Source organism: Marinobacterium rhizophilum (assembly GCF_024397915.1).
GTDB classification, from domain to species: domain Bacteria; phylum Pseudomonadota; class Gammaproteobacteria; order Pseudomonadales; family Balneatricaceae; genus Marinobacterium_A; species Marinobacterium_A rhizophilum_A.
Window position 1 is genome coordinate 3,459,535 of sequence record NZ_CP073347.1, and the last position, 19,775, is coordinate 3,479,309.

Consider the following 19,775-nt stretch of genomic DNA (forward strand, 5'->3'; position numbering starts at 1 on the left):
CTGCCGTGCCCGGTCGCAGTACGCCGCAGCCGGCAGGGCCTTTTATTATTAACGGGCGACGCGAATCGCCACGTTCTTGGTACGTACATAGCTGTACAGGGCTTCCTGGCCCTTTTCCCGGCCGTAACCGGACAGCCCATTGCCACCGAAGGGCGTCTCTATACCGCCGGCAAACCACTCATTGACGAACACCTGGCCGGCGTCCAGCGCGCGGGAAGCCCGCAGGGCACGGCTGATATCCTGGGTGAAGACCCCGGCAACCAGGCCGTAATCGGTATTGTTGGCCAGCTCATAGGCCTGTTCTTCGCTATCGAACGGCGTGATCGCCACCACCGGGCCGAAGACTTCGTCGCCAAACAGGCGCATGTCCGTGGTCACGTCGGCAAACACCGTCGGCTGCACGAAGGCACCGGGCAGGCCGTCGGCCGCGCCACCACCACAGACCAGACGGGCACCGTCTTCGATGGCCTGCTGGCAGATTTCCAGGATGCCATCACGCTGTCCCATGGACACCACGGGGGTCATGTCGGGGTTGTCCTTGCCGGCACCGATGCTCAGGCTGCCCGCCAGTTCTGCCACACGGGCCACGACTTCGTCGTAGACATCGCGGTGCACCAGCAGGCGGGACATCGCCGAGCAGACCTGGCCGGCATTGAAGAAAATGCCCCAGCGCACGCTGCTGACCAGCTGATCGAGATCGGCATCCGGGAAGACCACCGCCGCGGACTTGCCACCCAGCTCCATTACGCAGGGCACGGCGTTTTCAGCAGCCGAGCGCATAATGGCGCGCCCGGTCGGCACCGAGCCGGTAAAGACGATCTGGTTGGTTTCCCGGTGCGCCACCAGGGCGGCACCGATTTCACGGCCGGGGCCGGCCAGCAGGCTCAGCGCTCCCTTGGGGAGGCCTGCGCGCTCACAGGCCGTCGCCAGCACGGTGATGGCCAGCGGTGACAGCTCGGGGGACTTGACGATCACGGCATTGCCGGCCGCCAGTGCCGGCGCCAGGGAACGGGCGCAGATGGACACCGGGAAATTCCAGGGCACGATCTGCACCGAGATGCCCTGGGGTTCGTAACTGGTGAAATCGACGTAGTCTTCACCCAGCGGAATGGACTTGCCTTCGATCTTGTCCGCCATGCCGGCGTAGTACTCGAAATAACGTGCCGCTTCGCTGACTTCATCCCGGGCGTCATTGATCGACTTGCCGTTCTCGCGCGAGGCCAGGATAGCGGCATCGTCGACCATGGCACGAATCTCGGCGCCTATGCGGTACATGAGTTCGGCACGCTGGGCCGGGCGCTGGCGGGTCAGCCGGCCTTCGCGCACGCACTCGCGGGCGGCGGCAATGGCACGTTCGGCATCACCCAGGGTCGCGCTGGCGATGGTGGCAAACACCTCGTTGGTGGACGGGTCGCGCACCTCTATGACGCTGTCGCTATCGACCCAGTCGCCGGCAATGAAGTTGAGCCAATGGTTGGATGTGGGATTCAGCATGGGAAGCTACCTTCTTGTAAAGGCAGTCAGGCGGCGGGAGCGCCGGCCTGACTGTCGCCCTTGAAAGCGGGGCGGAATTTATGAAATCCCTTTATTTTCAAGGGTTCGCATTGGCAGGAGTCGGGCGCCAGCCCAAAACCTGCTGATCCAGGAATGAGGCCAGCCGCACAGGTTTCACAACCCGGCGACCGGCTTCAGGTGCTCGAGGGTAGAATCAGCCCTGGGCGGATTCGCTGTACTTGTTGGCGACCCAGGTGTGGAAATGATGGGTCGGCCCGTCCAGTACCGGCGAGAAAACGCCACCGGCGTAGCCCGGGGACTTGCGGCCGGCCTGCATGCCTTCAACCGCGAAGACGTCTTCGCCGAAGACCACTTTCCAGGCTTCAAGTACCGCCTGGCGGCAGGCGGAGTACTCATCGCCGCAGGCTTCTTCGCCCACGTAGAACAGGCGCAGGTTTTCCAGCGTGCGGTTGTGGGCACGGGGCTCCAGAATAATGGTGAAGAAGTGGTCAGCCTGGATACCCAGCAGCACGTTGGGGTACAGGGAGACGTATTCCGCCTGGCGCAGCTTGTCCTGCGGCCAGTCGGCGAAGCGCGGCAGATGAGTGCCGGCCACGTCGGACAGGTTGTAGGTATAGCTGCCCTGACCGGACATGCCTTCGCTGACGACCAGGTTGTAGTGCTGGTCCAGCGGCGAATAGGTGTTCAGGCTCGGGTGTACCCAGGGCAGGTGGTAGGCTTCGCAGTAGTTCTCGATTGCCAGCTTGTAGTTGCAGTTCACTTCGAGCTGCATCTGGCTGCCGGTCTGGGCGATATGCAGGTTGTTCCAGCCATCCTTGCCGCAGAACTCGCTCCAGCGCTGGGTCAGCGGGGCAATAAAGCTGTCAAAGTCTTCGGCTTCGCCGGACAGGTTGATAAACACCATGCCCATCCAGACGTGGGAACGCACGCTGCGCAGGCCATGCTTCTCGCAGACAAAGCCCTCGGCCTTGTGAACACCAACGCCACCGATATGCGGCGTGCCCTTGAGGTTGCCGTTCAGGTCGTAGGTCCAGGAGTGGTACGGGCAGCGCACCATGCCTTCAACTTCGGTTTCTTCGCTCAGCAGAATCATGCCGCGGTGGCTGCAGACGTTGTGGAAAACGTTGTACTCGCCATCCCGGTTGCGCATGATCGCCAGCGGCAGGCCCATGAAGTCAACCGGCTTGGCAAAACCGTTGCGCGGCAGGTCGCTGGTGTAACCGATGGCAGCCCAGGTCTTGCCCAGGACTTCGTCACGTTCAAACTCAAAGAAGGCCGGATCGTCATAGACCGCATTGGGCATGCCGGAGGCGTCAGCTATCGGCTTGCGTACTGCGTCCAGGGTGGCCATCGGAATCATCTGGGACTTGGTTGTCATCGCGCTTCTCTCCACACAGGGCCTGCACTTGGGAAGGCTGCTGGTTTCTCTTATAGACCGGCGGCCCCACGCCCTAGGCAGTGTCACCGTCGATATGCTGTTTGAGCGCATAGTACGCAAAGCGAAATCCCCCGGACAAACGACTTTTCAGCCCCAGGGTCATGACAAAAACTCACAAGACTGCAAGTCACTGAGTTTGCGGAGGAAATTCCCTGCAAAGCACAGGGGATTAGCTGAAAAAGCCCGGCTCCTGACCTGTATTCAGCTGCTGAGCGGGCCGCGGCCATCGCCTGGATAGAGGCTTGACGCGAGTGCGCAAGCGCCGACGCTGCTGGCCGGGCCCAGCCGAACATGACCAATAGTAATGCAAAGGTGCAGGCCCGGCGCTTGCGCCCGGCGGTTACGCTGGCCTGACTGCCGCTATTGCATACCCCCAGTGCGAGGCAAGATGTTGAATCGACTCCGGGCACGGCATCCAATGTGGCGGCAATGCTGTGCCACTGCCTCAGCGAATCTCACAGTCCCATTACAAAAACTCATTACCTGGTGGTCAAAAAGTCGTTTGATCTGGATCAAGGTTTTGCACAATATGGCGCCATCGCGAATTCCGGTTCGCAGCTGTAACTCGACAGCACCCCGCACTGCCCGCATCAGGCTCGGCTCACGCGCCTGCGGTCAGGACTTCATATAATAAGCAAGGTGGACAACGCGATGAGATCCGACAACGGGCTTGTTCGAGGCGTGGACCCGATCGTCACTGTCATCTCCATGATAGTGGTCATTGGTTTCGTCATTTTCTGCGGCCTGCAGGCCGAAGCTGCTGGCGCCTTCTTCCAGCAGATTTCCGACAATATTCTCAACAATTTCAAGTGGTTCTATCTGAGCGTCGTCACCGGCGTACTCGTACTGCTGATCTACCTGATGTTCAGCCGCCATGGCCATGTTCGCCTTGGCCGGGACGACGAGCGCCCCGAGTTCAGCTACCGCTCCTGGCTGGCCATGCTGTTCAGTGGCGGCATGGGCATCGGCCTGATTTTCTGGTCCGTCGCCGAACCCATGTGGCACTACGCCGGCAACCCCTTTGCCGCAGCGGGCCTCAGCGATGAAGCCGCCGCCACCGCCATGCGCATCACCTTCTTCCACTGGGGCCTGCACCCCTGGGCCATCTTTATTATCGTGGCACTGGTGATGGCCTACTTTGCCTACCGCAAGGGCCTGCCCCTGACCATGCGTTCGGTGCTCTACCCGCTGATCGGTGATCGCATCTATGGCCCCATCGGCCATACGGTGGATATCCTCACCGTGGCGATCACGGCCTTTGGCGTGTCCCAGTCCCTGGGGCTTGGCGTGATCCAGATGAATACCGGTCTCAACAACGTCTTTGGCATGGAAATCAGTATCGGCAACCAGCTGATCATGATTGCCTTGATCAGCTTCCTGGCGGTCCTGTCGGTCGTGTCGGGGGTTGGCCGCGGCATCCGCCTGCTGTCGGAATGGAACATGCTGCTGTCGATCCTGCTGGTGATCGCCGTGCTGCTGATCGGCCCCACCCGCTACATTCTGCATACCCTGATCGAAAGCACCGGTGATTACGCCAGCAACCTGATCACCCTGAGCACCTGGAGCGATGCCCAGGCGGATTCCGGCTGGCAGAACTGGTGGACCGCCTTTTACTGGCCCTGGTGGATGACCTGGTCGCCCTTTGTCGGCATGTTCATTGCCCGCATATCCCGTGGCCGCACCATCCGCGAGCTGATCGTCGGCGCCCTGCTGGTGCCGACCCTGGTCACCTTTATCTGGATGTCGGTATTCGGCGGCTCGGCGCTCAAAATGGAGCAGCAGGACCGCGTTGCCCACCAGGAACTGGTTGAGGCCGGCACACTGACAGGCGAGGCGGCCGACTTCAAGGGCGGCGAGATTCTGCTGGCAACCAAGGCCGAAACCACCTCGGCAATCTTCACCCTGTTCGAGAAGCTGGATTCCGGCAGCCTGGGGCAGGGACTGATGGTACTGGTAACACTGTTGCTGGCGACCTACTTCATTACCTCGGCGGACTCGGGCACCCTGGTGCTCTGTACCCTCAGTACAAGGGGCAGCATGGAGCCGCCGCTGCGGCTGCGCATCATCTGGGGCGCCATGCAGGCCTTTATCGCCGGCGGCCTGCTCTATGCCGGCGGTCTGAAAGCGGTGCAGACCGCCTCCATCGTCGCCGGCCTGCCCATCGCGGTGCTGACCCTGCTGATGTCCATCAGCCTGATGAAGGCGCTGCGGGCCGAGGCAGGCCTGGCTCCCGCCCCGGCGGGACCGCAGCGCGGCGGCAAGCCCCGCGCCGTGCCCCACGGCCACCAGGACGGCGAAGCGTCCGATAGCGGCGCAGTCCAGCCCGCAATGCTGCGCGCCAGCGGCGAACGCTAACCCCGGGTGACTTAAAACACCGGCCCTGGCCCCGCGCCAAGGCCGGTGTTTTTGTTTTTCGCGGGTATAATCCGGCCGGGGTTCGAGAGGACGAGGCTGCTACACTGCCCGCATCAGGGCAAAGCGCCCGCTGCCGACCCGGCGGACTCAACAGACAACCTTTCATGTCCGCCCGGATAATAAAAACTGGAGACGCCTGGTTGAAAATAAAACCCCTGCCACCGCTGAACAGCCTGGTGGCGTTTGAATCCGCCGCACGCCACCTGAGCTTTACCCAGGCCGCGATTGAACTCAGCGTGACCCAGGGCGCGATCAGCCGCCAGATACGCCACCTGGAGGAATACCTGGGTCGCGGGCTCTTTGTACGCGACAAGCGCCAGCTGACCCTGACCCAGACCGGCGCCGAATACTACGACAGCGTGCAACAGTCCTTGCTGCTGATTTCCAGCGCCACCGGCGCCATCGTCCAGTGGCAGGGCAACCAGCAGCTGACGGTCGTCACCTCCAATGCCATGGCGTCGCTCTGGCTGCTGCCGCGCCTGCCGGAATTCCAGGACCTGCACCCCGATATCGATGTGCGCATTCTGGCCACCGATTCCCTGCAGGGCCTGCGCAACTCCGAGTTTGATGTGGCGTTGTTCTATTGCCGCACGCCGCCAACGGGGCTGCAGGCGACGCCACTGTTCAAAGAACGCGTGTTTCCGGTATGCAGCCCGGCCTTCCTGGCACGACACAGTGCGTCAGAGACGGGTGAAGGCGAACCGGAGGATATTCTGAGTACGACCCAGCTCTGGCTGGACTCGGCGGAGGACTGGCTTAACTGGAGTCAGTGGTTCAGCTCCGCCGGACTGCCGCCCCAGGAGCCACGCCGACGGCTGAATCTGAACAACTACCCCATGCTGGTGCAGGCCGCGCTGAACGGCCAGGGAATCGCGCTGGGCTGGGAACAGCTGGTGACGGACTACCTCAAAAGCGGCCTGCTGGTCAGGCCCGTGGCGGTGGAGCTGAACACCACCGCCCGCTTTTACATGCTGGAGCCGGAGGAACCCATGCGCCGCAAGCCCGGGGTGGAAGTGTTCCGCCACTGGCTACTGCAGCATGTCGGCGAATGCGAGGATGTTGATGCCGCCATCGAGGCGTCCCGGACTGGCTGAGAGCGGCAGCCCAACGAGGTCTCTGGTGATTGGTGATTGGTGATTGGTGAATCGTAATTGGTAAACAGCACGCTTTCAGCCGTAAGCTGACAGCTTACGGCTTACGGCTGAAAGCGCTAAGCACCTCGAAAATCCCGGGCACATGCTCGAAACTCGCTTCGCTCCTTGCCCCTTGAACCTGCTTTACCTTGCGCCTGATGTCTTAATACAGCGCCTTTTCGTCGCGCACGACATCGCGCAGCAGCTTGAGGAACAGCTTGTCGGCATCGCTGTGCTCAACCGGAATTTTCACGTTGGTGGTGGATGACAGCTCGTCGGCGATCAGCACATCGGCGTTTTTCTCGTTGATGTGCTTGCGGGCTATATCCAGCGCCTTGGTGTTGATATCGGGCTCGACCAGCACCTTGCGGATAAACAGCAGCAGCTCGTTGATCACCCGATCCTTGTTTTTGATTTCAGACACATTCATGGTGCGACTCCGCTAAACATTTTCCCGCACTATAACCTGTTTTCAGCGGGCTGTGCAGCCGTGGGTCTGAGCCTCAAATCGCCGCCTTTGGCACATCAATGGCCCTCCCGGCAAGGCGTGCGCCAGCGCCGGATTGGCACCGGCGCGACGGGAACCGCACCCGTTTTTACTATTTTTCGGCCTAAATGAATGCAAATAACCCCAAAACCCTGGTTTTTGGACCTATTCGCCCGCCATCGGTTGATCGAAACCGGGCCCGATGAGAGAATGTGCAGCTCAATTTTAGAGGCCTTGAGCGAGTAGGTAACCCCGAAGCTCTGGCGAGTCGATCTCCAGTATCGTCTCCCGCTGGTCTGCCGGCTGAGCAATCCTCAGCACCGGTAAGCACCCGAACGTGAGCCGCCACGTCTCTGCCCTGGAATGGTTGAGAATTTTGCCACCAAAGCATCAACGCCGCTTGAGTGGGTGGATCATGTTCAACGTTGCAGAAACAAAAACTGTTACGCGCCTTTTCCTTGCCGGGAACTGGTGCATCAGAGGGTGAATACTGTGGAATTATTATCAGGCGCAGAAATGGTTGTTCGTGCCCTTCATGACGAGGGCGTGAAGCATATCTATGGCTATCCGGGCGGTGCTCTGCTGCACGTCTACGATGCCCTTTTCCGTCAGGAAGATGTGCAACATGTACTGGTGCGCCACGAACAGGCGGCAACTCACATGGCCGATGCCTATGCCCGCGCGACCGGCAAAGCCGGCGTGGCGCTGGTAACATCCGGCCCCGGCGCGACCAATGCCGTTACCGGCATTGCGACAGCCTATATGGACTCGATCCCCATGGTGGTGATCACCGGTCAGGTCATGAGTCACCTGATCGGCGAAGATGCGTTTCAGGAAACCGACATGATGGGTATTTCCCGTCCGATCGTGAAACACAACTTCAGCGTATCCCGCCCCGAAGACATTCCGTCCGTGATCAAGAAGGCGTTCCATATCGCCCAGACCGGCCGTCCGGGCCCGGTGGTCGTGGATATCCCCAAGGATATGACCTCGCCGACCGAACGCTACGAGTACGAATACCCCAAATCGGTCAAGCTGCGTTCCTACAGCCCGATCACCCGCGGTCACAGCGGCCAGATCAAGAAAGCCACCGATCTGCTGCTGGCGGCCAAGCGTCCGGTGCTGTACACCGGCGGCGGCGTCATCATGGGCAACGCCAGCGACGAACTGATTCAGCTGGCACGCATGCTCAATTACCCGGTGACCAACACCCTGATGGGGCTGGGCGGCTTCCCGGGCACGGATCGCCAGTTTATCGGCATGCTGGGCATGCACGGCAGCTACGAAGCCAACATGGCGATGCACCATTCGGACCTGATTCTGGCCGTGGGCGCGCGCTTTGACGACCGTGTGACCAACGGTCTGGACAAGTTCTGCCCCACCGCCAAGATCATCCATATCGATATTGATCCTGCGTCCATTTCCAAGACCATCAAGGCCGATATCCCCATCGTGGGCCCGGCCCAGGCGGTACTGGCGGAAATGATCGAGCTGGTTGGCGCCGCCAAGAAGCAGCCCGATGCCGCCGCGATCAAGACCTGGTGGGAACAGATCGACGAGTGGCGCACGCGCCACGGCGGTCGCTACCGCACCGACGACTCCGACAAGATGAAGCCCCAGCAGGTCATCGAAATGCTGAGCCGCGTCACCAACGGCGACGCCTACGTCTGTTCCGATGTGGGCCAGCACCAGATGTTTGCGGCGCAGTACTACAAGTTCAACAAGCCCAACCGCTGGATCAACTCGGGGGGCCTTGGCACCATGGGCTTTGGTCTGCCCGCGGCCATGGGCGTGAAGATGAACTTCCCCGATGCCGACGTCGCCTGCGTCACCGGCGAGGGCAGCATCCAGATGAACATTCAGGAGCTTTCCACCTGCAAGCAGTACGACCTGCCGGTGAAAATCATCAACCTGAACAACCAGTCGCTCGGCATGGTGCGCCAGTGGCAGGACATGAACTACGAATCGCGTCATTCGCACTCGTACATGAAGTCCCTGCCCGATTTCATCAAGCTGGCCGAGGCCTATGGCCATGTCGGCATGAAGGTCGAGAAGTACTCCGACCTCGAAGCCGCCATGCGCGAAGCCTTCGCCATGAAGGATCGCCTGGTGTTCATGGATATCTATGTGGACCCGTTCGAGCACGTCTACCCGATGCAGGTACCGCGCGGCTCGATGCGTGACATGTGGCTGACCAAAACGGAGAGAACCTGAGCATGCGACATATCATTTCAGTTCTGTTGGAAAACGAACCGGGTGCCCTGTCTCGCGTCGTTGGTCTGTTCTCCCAGCGCAACTACAACATCGAGTCCCTCACCGTGGCCCCGACCGACGATGCGACCCTGTCGCGCCTGACCGTCACCACGGTCGGCGATGACCGTGTCATCGAGCAGATCACCAAGCACCTGAACAAGCTGATCGACGTTGTGAAGGTGGTGGATCTGACCGAAGGCGAACACATCGAGCGCGAGCTGATGATGATCAAGCTCAAGGCCTCCGGCGCCGCCCGCGCCGAGATCAAGCGCACCGCGGATATCTTCCGCGGCCAGATCATCGATGTCACGCCCAACACCTACACGGTGCAGCTGATCGGCGCGAGCGACAAGCTCGATGCCTTCATCAGCGCACTGGGCACCGCCAACATCATGGAAGTGGTGCGCTCGGGTGTGTCGGGTATCGCCCGCGGCGAGAAGACGCTCAGCCTCTGATCCCGCATCAGCAGGCCCACAAAAAAGCCGCTCCCCAGGGAGCGGCTTTTTTATGCCGGTCAAACACGCGACCGTGCAACTTGTTCCTTGTTCCTTGTAGCGGGTAGGATGGGTTAGCGGCGCATGGGCACAGCCGTACCGAGTCCTACAGGGCCATGGGCGTCGCGTAACCCACCATTGTGCAACCGTCATCTCCATGGTGGGTTACGGTGCGCCCGAATTCAGCAAAAACCTTTTAGCGGGTGCGTAGCGCGCCTAACCCACCTTACATGGCTGAGCCGGTCCTCAGTTCTTCACCACATCGACGAAGTAGTGGTCCTCGCCGTTGACCTTCTCGCGTACCAAGCCGTGGACGTCGGTCTCGAAGCCCGGGAAGCGGCCGTTGAAGTCGCGCACGAACTGCAGATAGCTGACGATGATCTTGTTGTAGCATTCGCCCGGAATCAGCAGCGGAATGCCCGGCGGGTAGGGCGTGACCAGCATGGCGGTAATGCGGCCCTCGAGATCGTCGATCGCCACGCGCTCCACCTGGCGGTGCGCCATCTTGGCCCAGGCATCGGCCGGGGTCATGGCCGGCTGTATCTGGGACAGGTACATGTCGGTGGTGATGCGGGCGACATCGTACTGGCGGTAAACGTCGTGGATCTCGCTGCACAGGTCACGCAGGCCGACACGCTCGTACTTGGGGAAACGCTTGGCGAATTCCGGCATGATGCGCCACAGCGGCTCGTTGTTGTCGAAGTCATCCTTGAACTGCTGCAGTTCGGTCACCATGGAGTTCCAGCGACCCTTGGTGATGCCGATGGTAAACATGATGAAGAACGAGTAGAGCCCGGTCTTCTCGATGATGATGCCGTGCTCGGCCAGGTACTTGCTGACAATCGCCGCCGGAATGCCGACATCATCGAAGTTGCCATCCACATCCAGCCCCGGCGTGATGATGGTTGCCTTGATCGGATCGAGCATGTTGAAGCCCGACTCGATTTCACCAAAACCGTGCCAGCGATCGCCGGAATGAATCACCCAGTCGTCACGATCGCCCATGCCTTCATCGGCCAGGTTGTCCGGCCCCCAGACCTTGAACCACCAGTCGTCGGCACCGAACTCGTCGTCCACCTTGCGCATGGCACGGCGGAAATCCAGCGCCTCCAGGATGGATTCCTCCACCAGCGCGGTGCCGCCCGGCGCTTCCATCATCGCCGCGGCCACGTCGCACGAAGCGATAATGGCGTACTGCGGGCTGGTGGATGAGTGCATCAGGTATGACTCGTTGAAGCGGTGCGTATCGAGCTTGCGGTTGTTGCTGTCCTGCACCAGGATCTGGGACGCCTGGGACAGACCGGCCAGCAGCTTGTGGGTCGACTGGGTGGCAAACACCAGGGTGTCATCCGAGCGCGGACGACCCGAGCCGATGGCATGCATGTCGCGGTAGAAGCTGTGGAAGGCCGCATGGGGCAGCCAGGCTTCGTCGAAGTGCAGCGTATCGATGGTGCTGCCCAGAATGTCCTTGATGGTTTCGACGTTGTAGAGCACGCCGTCGTAGGTGCTCTGGGTGATGGTCAGGATACGCGGCTTCTTGTTGACCGCATTGCGAGCAAAGGGGTTGTCGGCAATCTTCTGGCGAATGGTCTCGGGGTCGAATTCGCTCTTGGGGATAGGCCCGATAATGCCGTAGTGGTTGCGGGTCGGCATCAGGAACACCGGAATGGCACCGGTCATGATGATCGAATGCAGAATCGACTTGTGGCAGTTGCGGTCCACCACCACGATATCACCCGGCGCCACGGTGGAATGCCACACGACCTTGTTGGAGGTCGAGGTGCCGTTGGTGACGAAGAAGAGGTGATCGCAGCCAAAGATGCGCGCCGCATTCTGCTCGCTGGCCGCCACCGGGCCTGTATGATCCAGCAGCTGGCCGAGCTCATCCACCGCGTTGCAGACGTCGGCCCGCAGCAGGTTTTCGCCGAAGAACTGGTGGAACATCTGTCCGACCGGGCTTTTCAGAAAGGCCACGCCGCCGGAATGACCCGGGCAGTGCCAGGAGTAGGAACTGTCGCTGGCATAATCCATCAGGGCATCAAAAAACGGCGGAGCCAGGGAATCGAGGTACTTCTTGGCTTCGCGGATGATGTGGCGCGCCACAAATTCGGGCGTGTCTTCAAACATGTGAATGAAACCATGCAGTTCGCGCAGGATTTCATTGGGAATATGGCGCGATGTGCGGGTTTCGCCGTAGAGGAAAATCGGAATGTCGGAATTGCGCTTGCGCACTTCCCGGATAAAGCCACGAATACCCGCCAGCGCCTTTTCAACATCGGCATCGCTGCCATCGCCAAACTCTTCGTCGTCGATCGATACGATAAAGCTGGATGCCCGGCTGGCCTGCTGGGCGAAGGCGGTCAGGTCGCCGTAGCTGGTGAAACCGATGACTTCAACGCCTTCCTGGCCGATGGCTTCGGCGAGGTCGCGAATACCGGAACCCGAGATGTTTTCAGAACGGAAGTCTTCATCAATGATGACTACAGGAAAGCGAAATTTCATGTGGGACCAGTCACTCGTTAGGAACAGGTGAGTAAGGGAAGCGCGCGGCGCCGCTGCCATTACAGCGTGCCATTCGCACCACAGAGTCAACGCATCCGTGGGTGCATGCGAAAACGCTCAAAACATCATAGCAGCACAGCAATATCCTGCGACGCACGGGTACAGCAAAGCCGGACACAGGCCTGCGATTTTACCAGATTGATATCCATGTGATAGCAGAGAATACAATCTGCTAGAATCGCTTCTTTGCAGAGACACTCCGACCAGAGACTGCGTGAACCCGACACTGATTATCCGTGTCGGGGGCTACACTTGGGCGACTGCGTTGGACATATTTCAGGAATCTCTATCGGCATGAAGTGGCGACAAGGCCCATCCAGCCCTCCACCGGATCGGTTAGAGCCCACGCTGATGAGCTTTATCTGGCGCTACAGTTCGCGACACCAGTTCGCACTGCTGGCCATCACGCTGCTGTCTTTTCCAGTGCTCTATGCCAGCCTGGAATTACCCAAGCGCATCCTCAACGACGCCATCGGCGGCACGGAATTTCCGCTACAGATACTGGGCGTGGAGTTCATGCAGCTGCCCTTTCTGCTGCTGCTCAGCTTTGCGTTTCTGCTCATGGTGCTGTGCAGCGGTCTGATCAAGATGCGGCTGAACATCTACAAGGGTATCGTCGGAGAGCGCCTGCTGCGGCGCCTGCGCTTTCGCCTGATTACCCATGTACTGCGCTTCCCCGCGTCCCGTTTTCGACGCACCTCCCAGGGCGAGGTGGTGTCCATGGTCACGGCCGAGGTGGAGCCCCTCAGTGGCATCATGGGCGATGCCCTGGCACTGCCCCTGTTCCAGGCCGGGCAGATGCTCACCATTCTCACCTTTCTGTTTATCCAGAATCCCTGGTTTGGACTCGCCGCCGTGGCGCTGGTACCGCTGCAGGCCATCATCACGCCCTTGCTGCAGCGGCGCATCAACCGGCTGCATCGCGAGCGGGTGCGCCGGGTACGCAAACTGTCGGAGCTGATAGGCGAGTGCGTACAGGGCCTGGATGACCTGCGCAGCAACGGGGGCACCCCCTATGCGCTGGCGATTTTCAGCCACCGCCTGGGTGGCATATTCCAGGTCAGGGGGGACATATTCCGCAAGAAGTTCTTCATGAAGTTTCTCAACAACTTCATCAACAACCTGCCGCCTTTTCTGTTCTATGCCGTGGGTGGCTATCTGGTGATTCAGGGTTCGCTCTCCATCGGCGCCCTGGTGGCCGCCATCACCGCCTACAAGGATATCGTCACGCCCTGGCGCGAACTGCTCAACTATATCAGCCAGATCCAGGAAACCAGCGACCGCTACAAAAGCCTGCGCGACCAGTTCCAGCCCGACGACCTGATGGCTGCCGAGCTGTTCGAGGAACAGCACGAGACGCCGCCACGACTCAATGGCCCGATCCGCTTTGACCAGGTCAGCATTACCGACGCCAACGGCAGCCGGGTACTGTCCGATATCAGCCTGCAGATTCCCCCGGGCAGCATGGTGGCAGTGCAAAGCCACAACGCCGCGGTACGCAAAGCCTTCTCCCAGTTGCTGTCCCGCAGCGTCAGCCTGTCATCCGGCACCGTCACCATCGGTGAGCACAACCTGTGCCGGCTTAACCAGGCGGTGATCTCCGCCCGTGTCGGCATTGCCACCTCTACGCCGTACCTGTTCAACGCCTCTGTGGGCGAAAACATTTACATGCCGCTGCGGCGCAACCCCCGCGCCGACATCAGCGCCAGCGAGCTGGACGATCCCGAGCTGCAGGAATCCCTGGCCTCTGGCAACAGTACCTATCCGGTCAATGCCGAATGGCTGGACCTGAATATCGCGCGCTTTAACAAGCTGGACGAGCTGAACCAGTGGTGGCTGATGATTGTCGATGCCATGGGCAGTGAGGACTACCTGTCACAGCGCGCCCTGGACGCCCGCTTCGAGCCCTCGGACCGGCCCTCCCTGGCGGAAAAAATGATCGAATTCCGCCCGCGGCTGGCGCGCCGGCTGGCCGATGAAAACCTGGCACGCTTCGTTAATCCCTTTGGCCGCGACCGCCTGAATCCGAGCCTGACGCTGACAGAAAACCTGCTGTTCGCCATTCATATCCACTCCAGCCAGGACGAACACGCCGCCACCACCAGCCAGCTGATCAAGCGCTTCAACGCCGCCGGTTTCGGCCCGGAGCTGGAGCACTACGCCCGCGGCCTGCTCGACACCCTGATCAACACTTTTGCCTCCATCGGTTCCAGCCACCCGATATTCAAGCGCCTGGGCGGCCTCAACCCCGAAACCTTCCAGGCATTGCAGGACGTTCAGCAAAAGCAGCAGATCGGCCGGCCGCTCACCGCTGCCGAGTCCGAACTGCGCCTGTCCCTGCCCTTCATGGTGACCGCCGAGCAGCTGGACATGCCCCTGCCAGACAGCATCTGCAACGCGGTGCTGTCCATGCGCGAAGCCTGTGCGCCGCTGCACGAAGCACTCTTGCAGAGCCGCTACCGGCCACTGGACGAACACCGCATCAACCCCGGCATCAGCGTGCTGGAGAACCTGATTTTCGGCAAGCTGGCCCGCGCCGGAGAAACCAACGAGCGCAACATTCGCAGCATCATTGCCGAAGAACTGCTGCAGGCCGGACTGCACGGTCCGCTCTCCATGCTGATCCGCAGTATCCCGGTGGGCCTGGGCGGTGCCGAGGTGCCCCCCATCGCCCAGGAACGCTTTGCCTTCCTGCGTGCGACCATCAAGAAGCCGGACATCCTGGTGCTGGACCAGGCGCTGGCCAGCCATTCCCTTGTCCAGCGTAATGAAGCACTGCGCAAGATCCGGCGTCTGCTGCCCGAGACCACCATTCTGGTGCTGGAGCCGGCCTTCGCCAACAGCGACACCTTTGACCTCACCCTCAAGCTGGAAGACGGCCATGTCTCTGTCGATGGCAGCCCCAGGGCCGCCACGGTACAGGAACCCGAAACCATCGAAGACTTCGAGAGCAAGCGCAAGGTCATTGCCAGCGCCGCCGCTTTCGCCAAGCTCAGCACCGCCCATGTGCGCCTGCTGGCCTACGCATCTCACTGGGTACGGGTCGATAGCGGCGAGTACCTGTTCCGCTACGGCGACCCGCCCGACGGTGCCTACATCGTGGTCGAAGGCCAGGCCGAGCTGTGCTGGCCCGATGCGCTCCCGGGTGACGAGCCCATCAGCGAGGTCGGCCCGGGCCGCCTGATCGGCGACCTGTCGGTGATTGTCGATCAGCCGCGCAACATGAATCTGCTGGCCCGCAACCCCGTGCTCGCCCTGCGCATCGAACGTCGGGAACTGCTCGAGATTATCGAGAACGACGCCGTGGTGGCCATGCACCTGCTGCGTACCGTCTCGGGCCACCTGTTCAGTGCCGCCGAAACCATACGCGGTGATCGCGGGAGCGAGCACGAGTGAGCGGGCATTGACCATGATCAGGCTGCGGCCCCTATCCGGGCATTGGTTTGGCCGCCATGGGTTCAGCGCCGCCGAAACCCTGCGCGGGGAACGCCAAAACGGACACGGACACGGACACGAATAACGCACGCATGAAGGATACCGGCACCACAATCAGGCTGCGGCCCTACCAGCAGGAAGCGGTAGACGCGACCCTGCGGCACTTTCGCGCCGGTGACGAACCCGCCGTCATCGTATTGCCAACCGGCGCCGGCAAGAGCCTGGTGATCGCCGAACTGGCGCGCCTGGCCCGGCGCCGTATCCTGGTACTGGCCCACGTGCGCGAACTGGTCGAGCAGAACCACGCCAAATACGCCGCCTTTGGCCTGGACGCCAGTATATTTTCCGCCGGACTCGGGCAGAAAGACAGCGGGCACCAGGTGACGTTCGCCAGCGTGCAGTCGGTGGCACGCAACCTGGACCAGTTCCGCAATGCCTACTCGCTGCTGATCATCGATGAGTGCCACCGTGTCAGCGACGGTGATGACAGCCAGTACCAGCAGGTCATCAGCTGCCTGCGCGAACAGAACCCCAGCCTCAAGGTCCTCGGGCTTACTGCCACGCCCTACCGCCTGGGCCAGGGCTGGATTTACCAGCATCACTACCGCGGTTTTGTGCGCAGCGAAGATGCCCGGCCCTTTCGCCACTGCATCTACGAGCTGCCACTGTCACAGCTGATTCGCGAGGGGTTCCTGACCCGCCCCGAACTGGTGGATGCCAGTATTGCCCACTATGACTTTTCCGCGTTGCAGCCCAGCACCAGTGGGCAGTACAACGAAACCGAGCTCAACAGCCTGCTGAGCCGGTACCCCCGGGTGACCAGGAGCATCTGCGAACAGATTCAGGAACGGGCGCAAGCGCGCGCTGGCGTCATGATTTTTGCCGCCACGGTAAAGCATGCCCGGGAAATCACCGGATACCTGCCCGGCGACTGTACCGCCCTGGTCACCGGTGGCACGCCGGCGGCTGAACGCGAGTCGCTGATCACGCGTTTCAAGGCCCGGGAGCTCAAATACCTGGTAAATGTTGCCGTGCTGACCACCGGCTTCGATGCCCCCCACGTGGACCTGATTGCGATTATGAGGCCCACCCAGTCGGTCAGCCTGTACCAGCAGATCGTCGGCCGCGGCCTGCGCCTGGCGCCCGGCAAGACCGACTGCCTGGTCATCGACTACGCCGGCAACGGCTTCAACCTCTTTGCCCCGGAAGTCGGCAGCAGGAAGCCCAGCAGCGACAGTGAGCCGGTACAGGTGTTCTGCCCGGGCTGCGGCTTTGCCAACATTTTCTGGGGCAAGACCGATGGCGCCGGCAGCGTGACCGAGCACTACGGCCGCCGCTGCCAGGGGCTGCTTGAAGATGACTCAGGCCACAAGGAGCAGTGCGACTACCGTTTTCGCTTCAAGGAGTGCCCGCACTGCGGTGCCGAGAACGACATCGCCGCCCGCCAGTGCCATCAGTGCAGCGAGGCCATTATCGACCCCGACGACCTGCTCAAGCGCGCCCTGCAGCTCAGGGATGCCCGCGTCATCCGCTGTGCCGGCGTCAGCTTTGCCGAGCACAAGGGCGCGCTGCGCATCAGTTATCACGACGAGGAAGGCGAGGAGCTGCACGAACGTTTCGACCTGCGCCAGAGCGGCCAGCGGGCGGTGTTCAACCGCCTGTTCGGCCGCCGCTTCAACGGCGCCACCGAGCCTCGGCGCTTCGTCACCCTGGCCGAGGTGCTGGAGGCGGCCCCGGCCTTCAGCGCACCGGACTTCGTGGTCGCCCGCAAGGCCGGCCCGCACTGGCGCGTGCGCGAGCGCCTGTTCGACTATGCCGGCCGCTACCGCAAGGCGAATGAACTGTAAAAGCAGGTACGAGGGGCAAGGTGAAAGGAACAAGGGAGAGAGGGTGGCCGATCATATGCCTGGTTATTGGTTACTCGTAATTGGTTATTGGTAAATAGTAATTGGTAAACCGGCAGCTTTCAGCTGACAGCTATAAGCTTACGGCTGAAACATCACCCCCTGAGTAGAAACAAAAAAGCCCCGCATCAGAGTGCCGGGGCTTTTTTGTTATCAGGCCGCCGCAGCGGCCGCCGTCAGGGTCAGGCGCCGATCACGCCGCCATCTTCGCGCGTCACCATGATGATGCTGGAGCGCGGCTTGCCGCCATCCTGGTAGTCCGGGAAAGCCCCGGTGGGATGCTGGATGCCCACGAACATGGTCTTGTAGTCTTCACTGAAGGTCAGACCGGTCACTTCGCAGCCCACAGGCCCTACCAGAAAGCGGCGGATCTCGCCGGTTTCGGGATCGCCACACAACATCTGGTTGTTGCCCATGCCGGCGAAATCACCTTCATCGGAATCATTACCGTCGGTCTGAATCCACAACCGGCCGGCTTTATCAAAGCCCAGGCCATCGGGGCTGTTGAACATGTTCTCCACAGTGACCTGTGCAGAGCCGCCATAGGGCGTACCCTGATGCACCGCCGGGTTGCCGGCAATGACATACAGATCCCAGACAAAAGTCTCGGCCGTATGATCACCATCTTTGGCTTCCCAGCGGATAACCTGGCCGTAGTGGTTTTCAGCCCGCGAGTTGGCAGCATTCAGAGGCTGATCCTCTTTCACGCCGCGGTTCTTGTTGTTGGTAAGTGCACAGAACACATGACCATTGTGCGGGTTGTGGCTTACCCACTCCGGACGGTCCATGGTGGTCGCCTCGACCTGCTTGGCAGCCTGGCGAGTATGAATCAGGACTTCCGCCTGGCTGTTAAAGCCGTTCTCCGGCGTCAGGCCATTCTTGCCAAAGCTCAGTTCGATCCAGCGGCCGCTACCGGCATGCGTGTCGCTATCGCCGTTGAACTGCGCCACGTAAAGGGTGCCGTCTTCCAGCAGGGTGCGGTTTACCGCGTCCTGGCCTTCGACAAACTTGTTTTTGGAAACAAACTTGTAGATATGCTCGCCGCGCTCGTCGTCGCCCATGTAAACCACCACATGACCGTCCTTGTTGACCAGCACATCGGCGTTTTCATGCTTCACGCGACCCAGGGCGGTGCGCTTCATCGGCGTGGAGGCGGTATCGAAGGGATCGATTTCCACCACCCAGCCAAAACGGTTGGGTTCGTTCGGCGTCTGGCTGACATCAAAGCGGGCATCATGCTGCCACCAGCGGTAGCGTTCCTCGGCAGCCTTGATACCGTAGTACTTGCCCTGTGCAGCCGGTACGGCGGCCTCATCCGGCGCACCGAAGTAACCGTTAAAGTTTTCTTCACACGTCAGGTAGGTGCCCCAGGGTGTGCGGCCATTGGCGCAGTTATTGATGGTACCCAGCACCTTGGTACCGCTGCTATCGGCCGCGGTTTTCATCAGGTCGTGACCGGCAGCAGGGCCGGTCAGCATGAATTCGCTGTTGGCGTGCAGACGACGGTTGTAAGCGGAATCCTTCACGTATTCCCAGGCATTGCCCGATGTGCGGCGCACTTCAACGATGGTGACACCGTGGGCCGCCTGCAGCTTGGCGACATCCTCGGCGTTTTTGACTTCGCCCTCGGCCAGCATGTACTTGCCGTTGGTGTATTCATTGTTCACGGCCAGCATGGCGCGGTTCATGTCCAGGCTGCCATCGGCCTTGCGAAAGTGGAACAGGGACATGCCGTCGGTGTTGTCGCCGAACTGCAGCGCCTGGTCAGCGGCGCTGTTGCCACCCTGGTGATCAAACTCGGGCGCGCCAGGCAGTACCGGGTCGCCCCAGGACATGAGGATTGATGAACGGTAGCCGGCGGGCAGGGTGACCGCATCGGCGGTGGATGCCGGGATGCCTGCAAAGCCGATCAGCTTTGAGGGTTCAAGCGCGGCGGCCACCGCCTGGGCGACCGGAGACAGGCTGAAAAATCCGAGCATGCCGGCGGCCATGCCACCTTTGAGCAGGCTGCGACGGCTCAGGGCCTTGTCGACCAGGGCATCAAAGCCGGTACCTTCCAGGCCATCTGTATCCTGGGCGTTAACATCAGACTGTGTGGGTTTCATGGCACTTCCTCCTCAAAGAATGGCGTGCATGCTA

At 61.0% G+C, this 19,775-nt stretch carries 11 protein-coding genes; 6 read left to right on the forward strand and 5 right to left on the reverse strand.

Going from position 1 to position 19,775, the window contains the following annotated elements; genetic code table 11:
* Window positions 1-48: 48 nt before the first annotated feature.
* Window positions 49-1,494, reverse strand: coding sequence for an aldehyde dehydrogenase family protein (locus KDW95_RS15540; protein WP_255852729.1), 1,446 nt, complete (start codon window positions 1,492-1,494; stop codon window positions 49-51).
* 214 nt (window positions 1,495-1,708) lie between these two features.
* A complete protein-coding gene (locus KDW95_RS15545) occupies window positions 1,709-2,893 on the reverse strand; it encodes an aromatic ring-hydroxylating oxygenase subunit alpha (RefSeq protein WP_255852730.1) in 1,185 nt (394 codons plus the stop codon).
* Window positions 2,894-3,604: 711 nt separating this feature from the next.
* Here KDW95_RS15545 and KDW95_RS15550 point away from each other — a divergent pair.
* Together KDW95_RS15550 and KDW95_RS15555 are read left to right on the forward strand one after the other, a co-directional pair.
* Window positions 3,605-5,308 carry a BCCT family transporter gene (locus KDW95_RS15550; RefSeq protein WP_255852731.1) on the forward strand — a complete coding sequence of 568 codons (1,704 nt, stop codon included), beginning with the start codon at window positions 3,605-3,607 and terminating at the stop codon, window positions 5,306-5,308.
* A gap of 200 nt (window positions 5,309-5,508) precedes the next feature.
* A complete protein-coding gene (locus KDW95_RS15555) occupies window positions 5,509-6,462 on the forward strand; it encodes a LysR substrate-binding domain-containing protein (protein ID WP_255852732.1) in 954 nt (317 codons plus the stop codon).
* A gap of 202 nt (window positions 6,463-6,664) precedes the next feature.
* Here the strand turns inward: KDW95_RS15555 and KDW95_RS15560 are convergent, their stop codons facing one another.
* A complete protein-coding gene (locus KDW95_RS15560; RefSeq protein WP_255852733.1) occupies window positions 6,665-6,931 on the reverse strand; it encodes a hypothetical protein in 267 nt (88 codons plus the stop codon).
* 549 nt (window positions 6,932-7,480) lie between these two features.
* Here KDW95_RS15560 and KDW95_RS15565 point away from each other — a divergent pair.
* Both KDW95_RS15565 and ilvN read left to right on the forward strand, forming a co-directional pair.
* Window positions 7,481-9,202: an acetolactate synthase 3 large subunit gene (locus KDW95_RS15565; protein ID WP_255852734.1), complete on the forward strand. Its 1,722-nt coding sequence runs from the start codon at window positions 7,481-7,483 to the stop codon at window positions 9,200-9,202.
* Window positions 9,203-9,204: 2 nt separating this feature from the next.
* Entirely contained in the window at window positions 9,205-9,696 is a 492-nt protein-coding gene (ilvN, locus tag KDW95_RS15570; protein ID WP_255852735.1) for an acetolactate synthase small subunit, read from the forward strand.
* Between the two features lie 285 nt (window positions 9,697-9,981).
* On the opposite strand, the gene KDW95_RS15575 is transcribed toward ilvN, so the two are convergent.
* Window positions 9,982-12,237 (reverse strand): arginine/lysine/ornithine decarboxylase, encoded by a 2,256-nt coding sequence (locus KDW95_RS15575; RefSeq protein ID WP_255852736.1) that lies wholly within the window; start codon window positions 12,235-12,237, stop codon window positions 9,982-9,984.
* Between the two features lie 354 nt (window positions 12,238-12,591).
* On the opposite strand from KDW95_RS15575, the gene KDW95_RS15580 reads away from it, so the two are divergent.
* Window positions 12,592-15,693 (forward strand): ABC transporter transmembrane domain-containing protein, encoded by a 3,102-nt coding sequence (locus KDW95_RS15580; RefSeq protein ID WP_255852737.1) that lies wholly within the window; start codon window positions 12,592-12,594, stop codon window positions 15,691-15,693.
* 131 nt (window positions 15,694-15,824) lie between these two features.
* On the forward strand, window positions 15,825-17,579 hold the full coding sequence (locus KDW95_RS15585) for a DEAD/DEAH box helicase (protein WP_255852738.1): 1,755 nt from the start codon (window positions 15,825-15,827) through the stop codon (window positions 17,577-17,579).
* Between the two features lie 239 nt (window positions 17,580-17,818).
* Here KDW95_RS15585 and KDW95_RS15590 read toward each other — a convergent pair whose 3' ends face one another.
* On the reverse strand, window positions 17,819-19,741 hold the full coding sequence (locus KDW95_RS15590) for a PhoX family protein (protein ID WP_255852739.1): 1,923 nt from the start codon (window positions 19,739-19,741) through the stop codon (window positions 17,819-17,821).
* Between the last annotated feature and the right edge of the window lie 34 nt (window positions 19,742-19,775).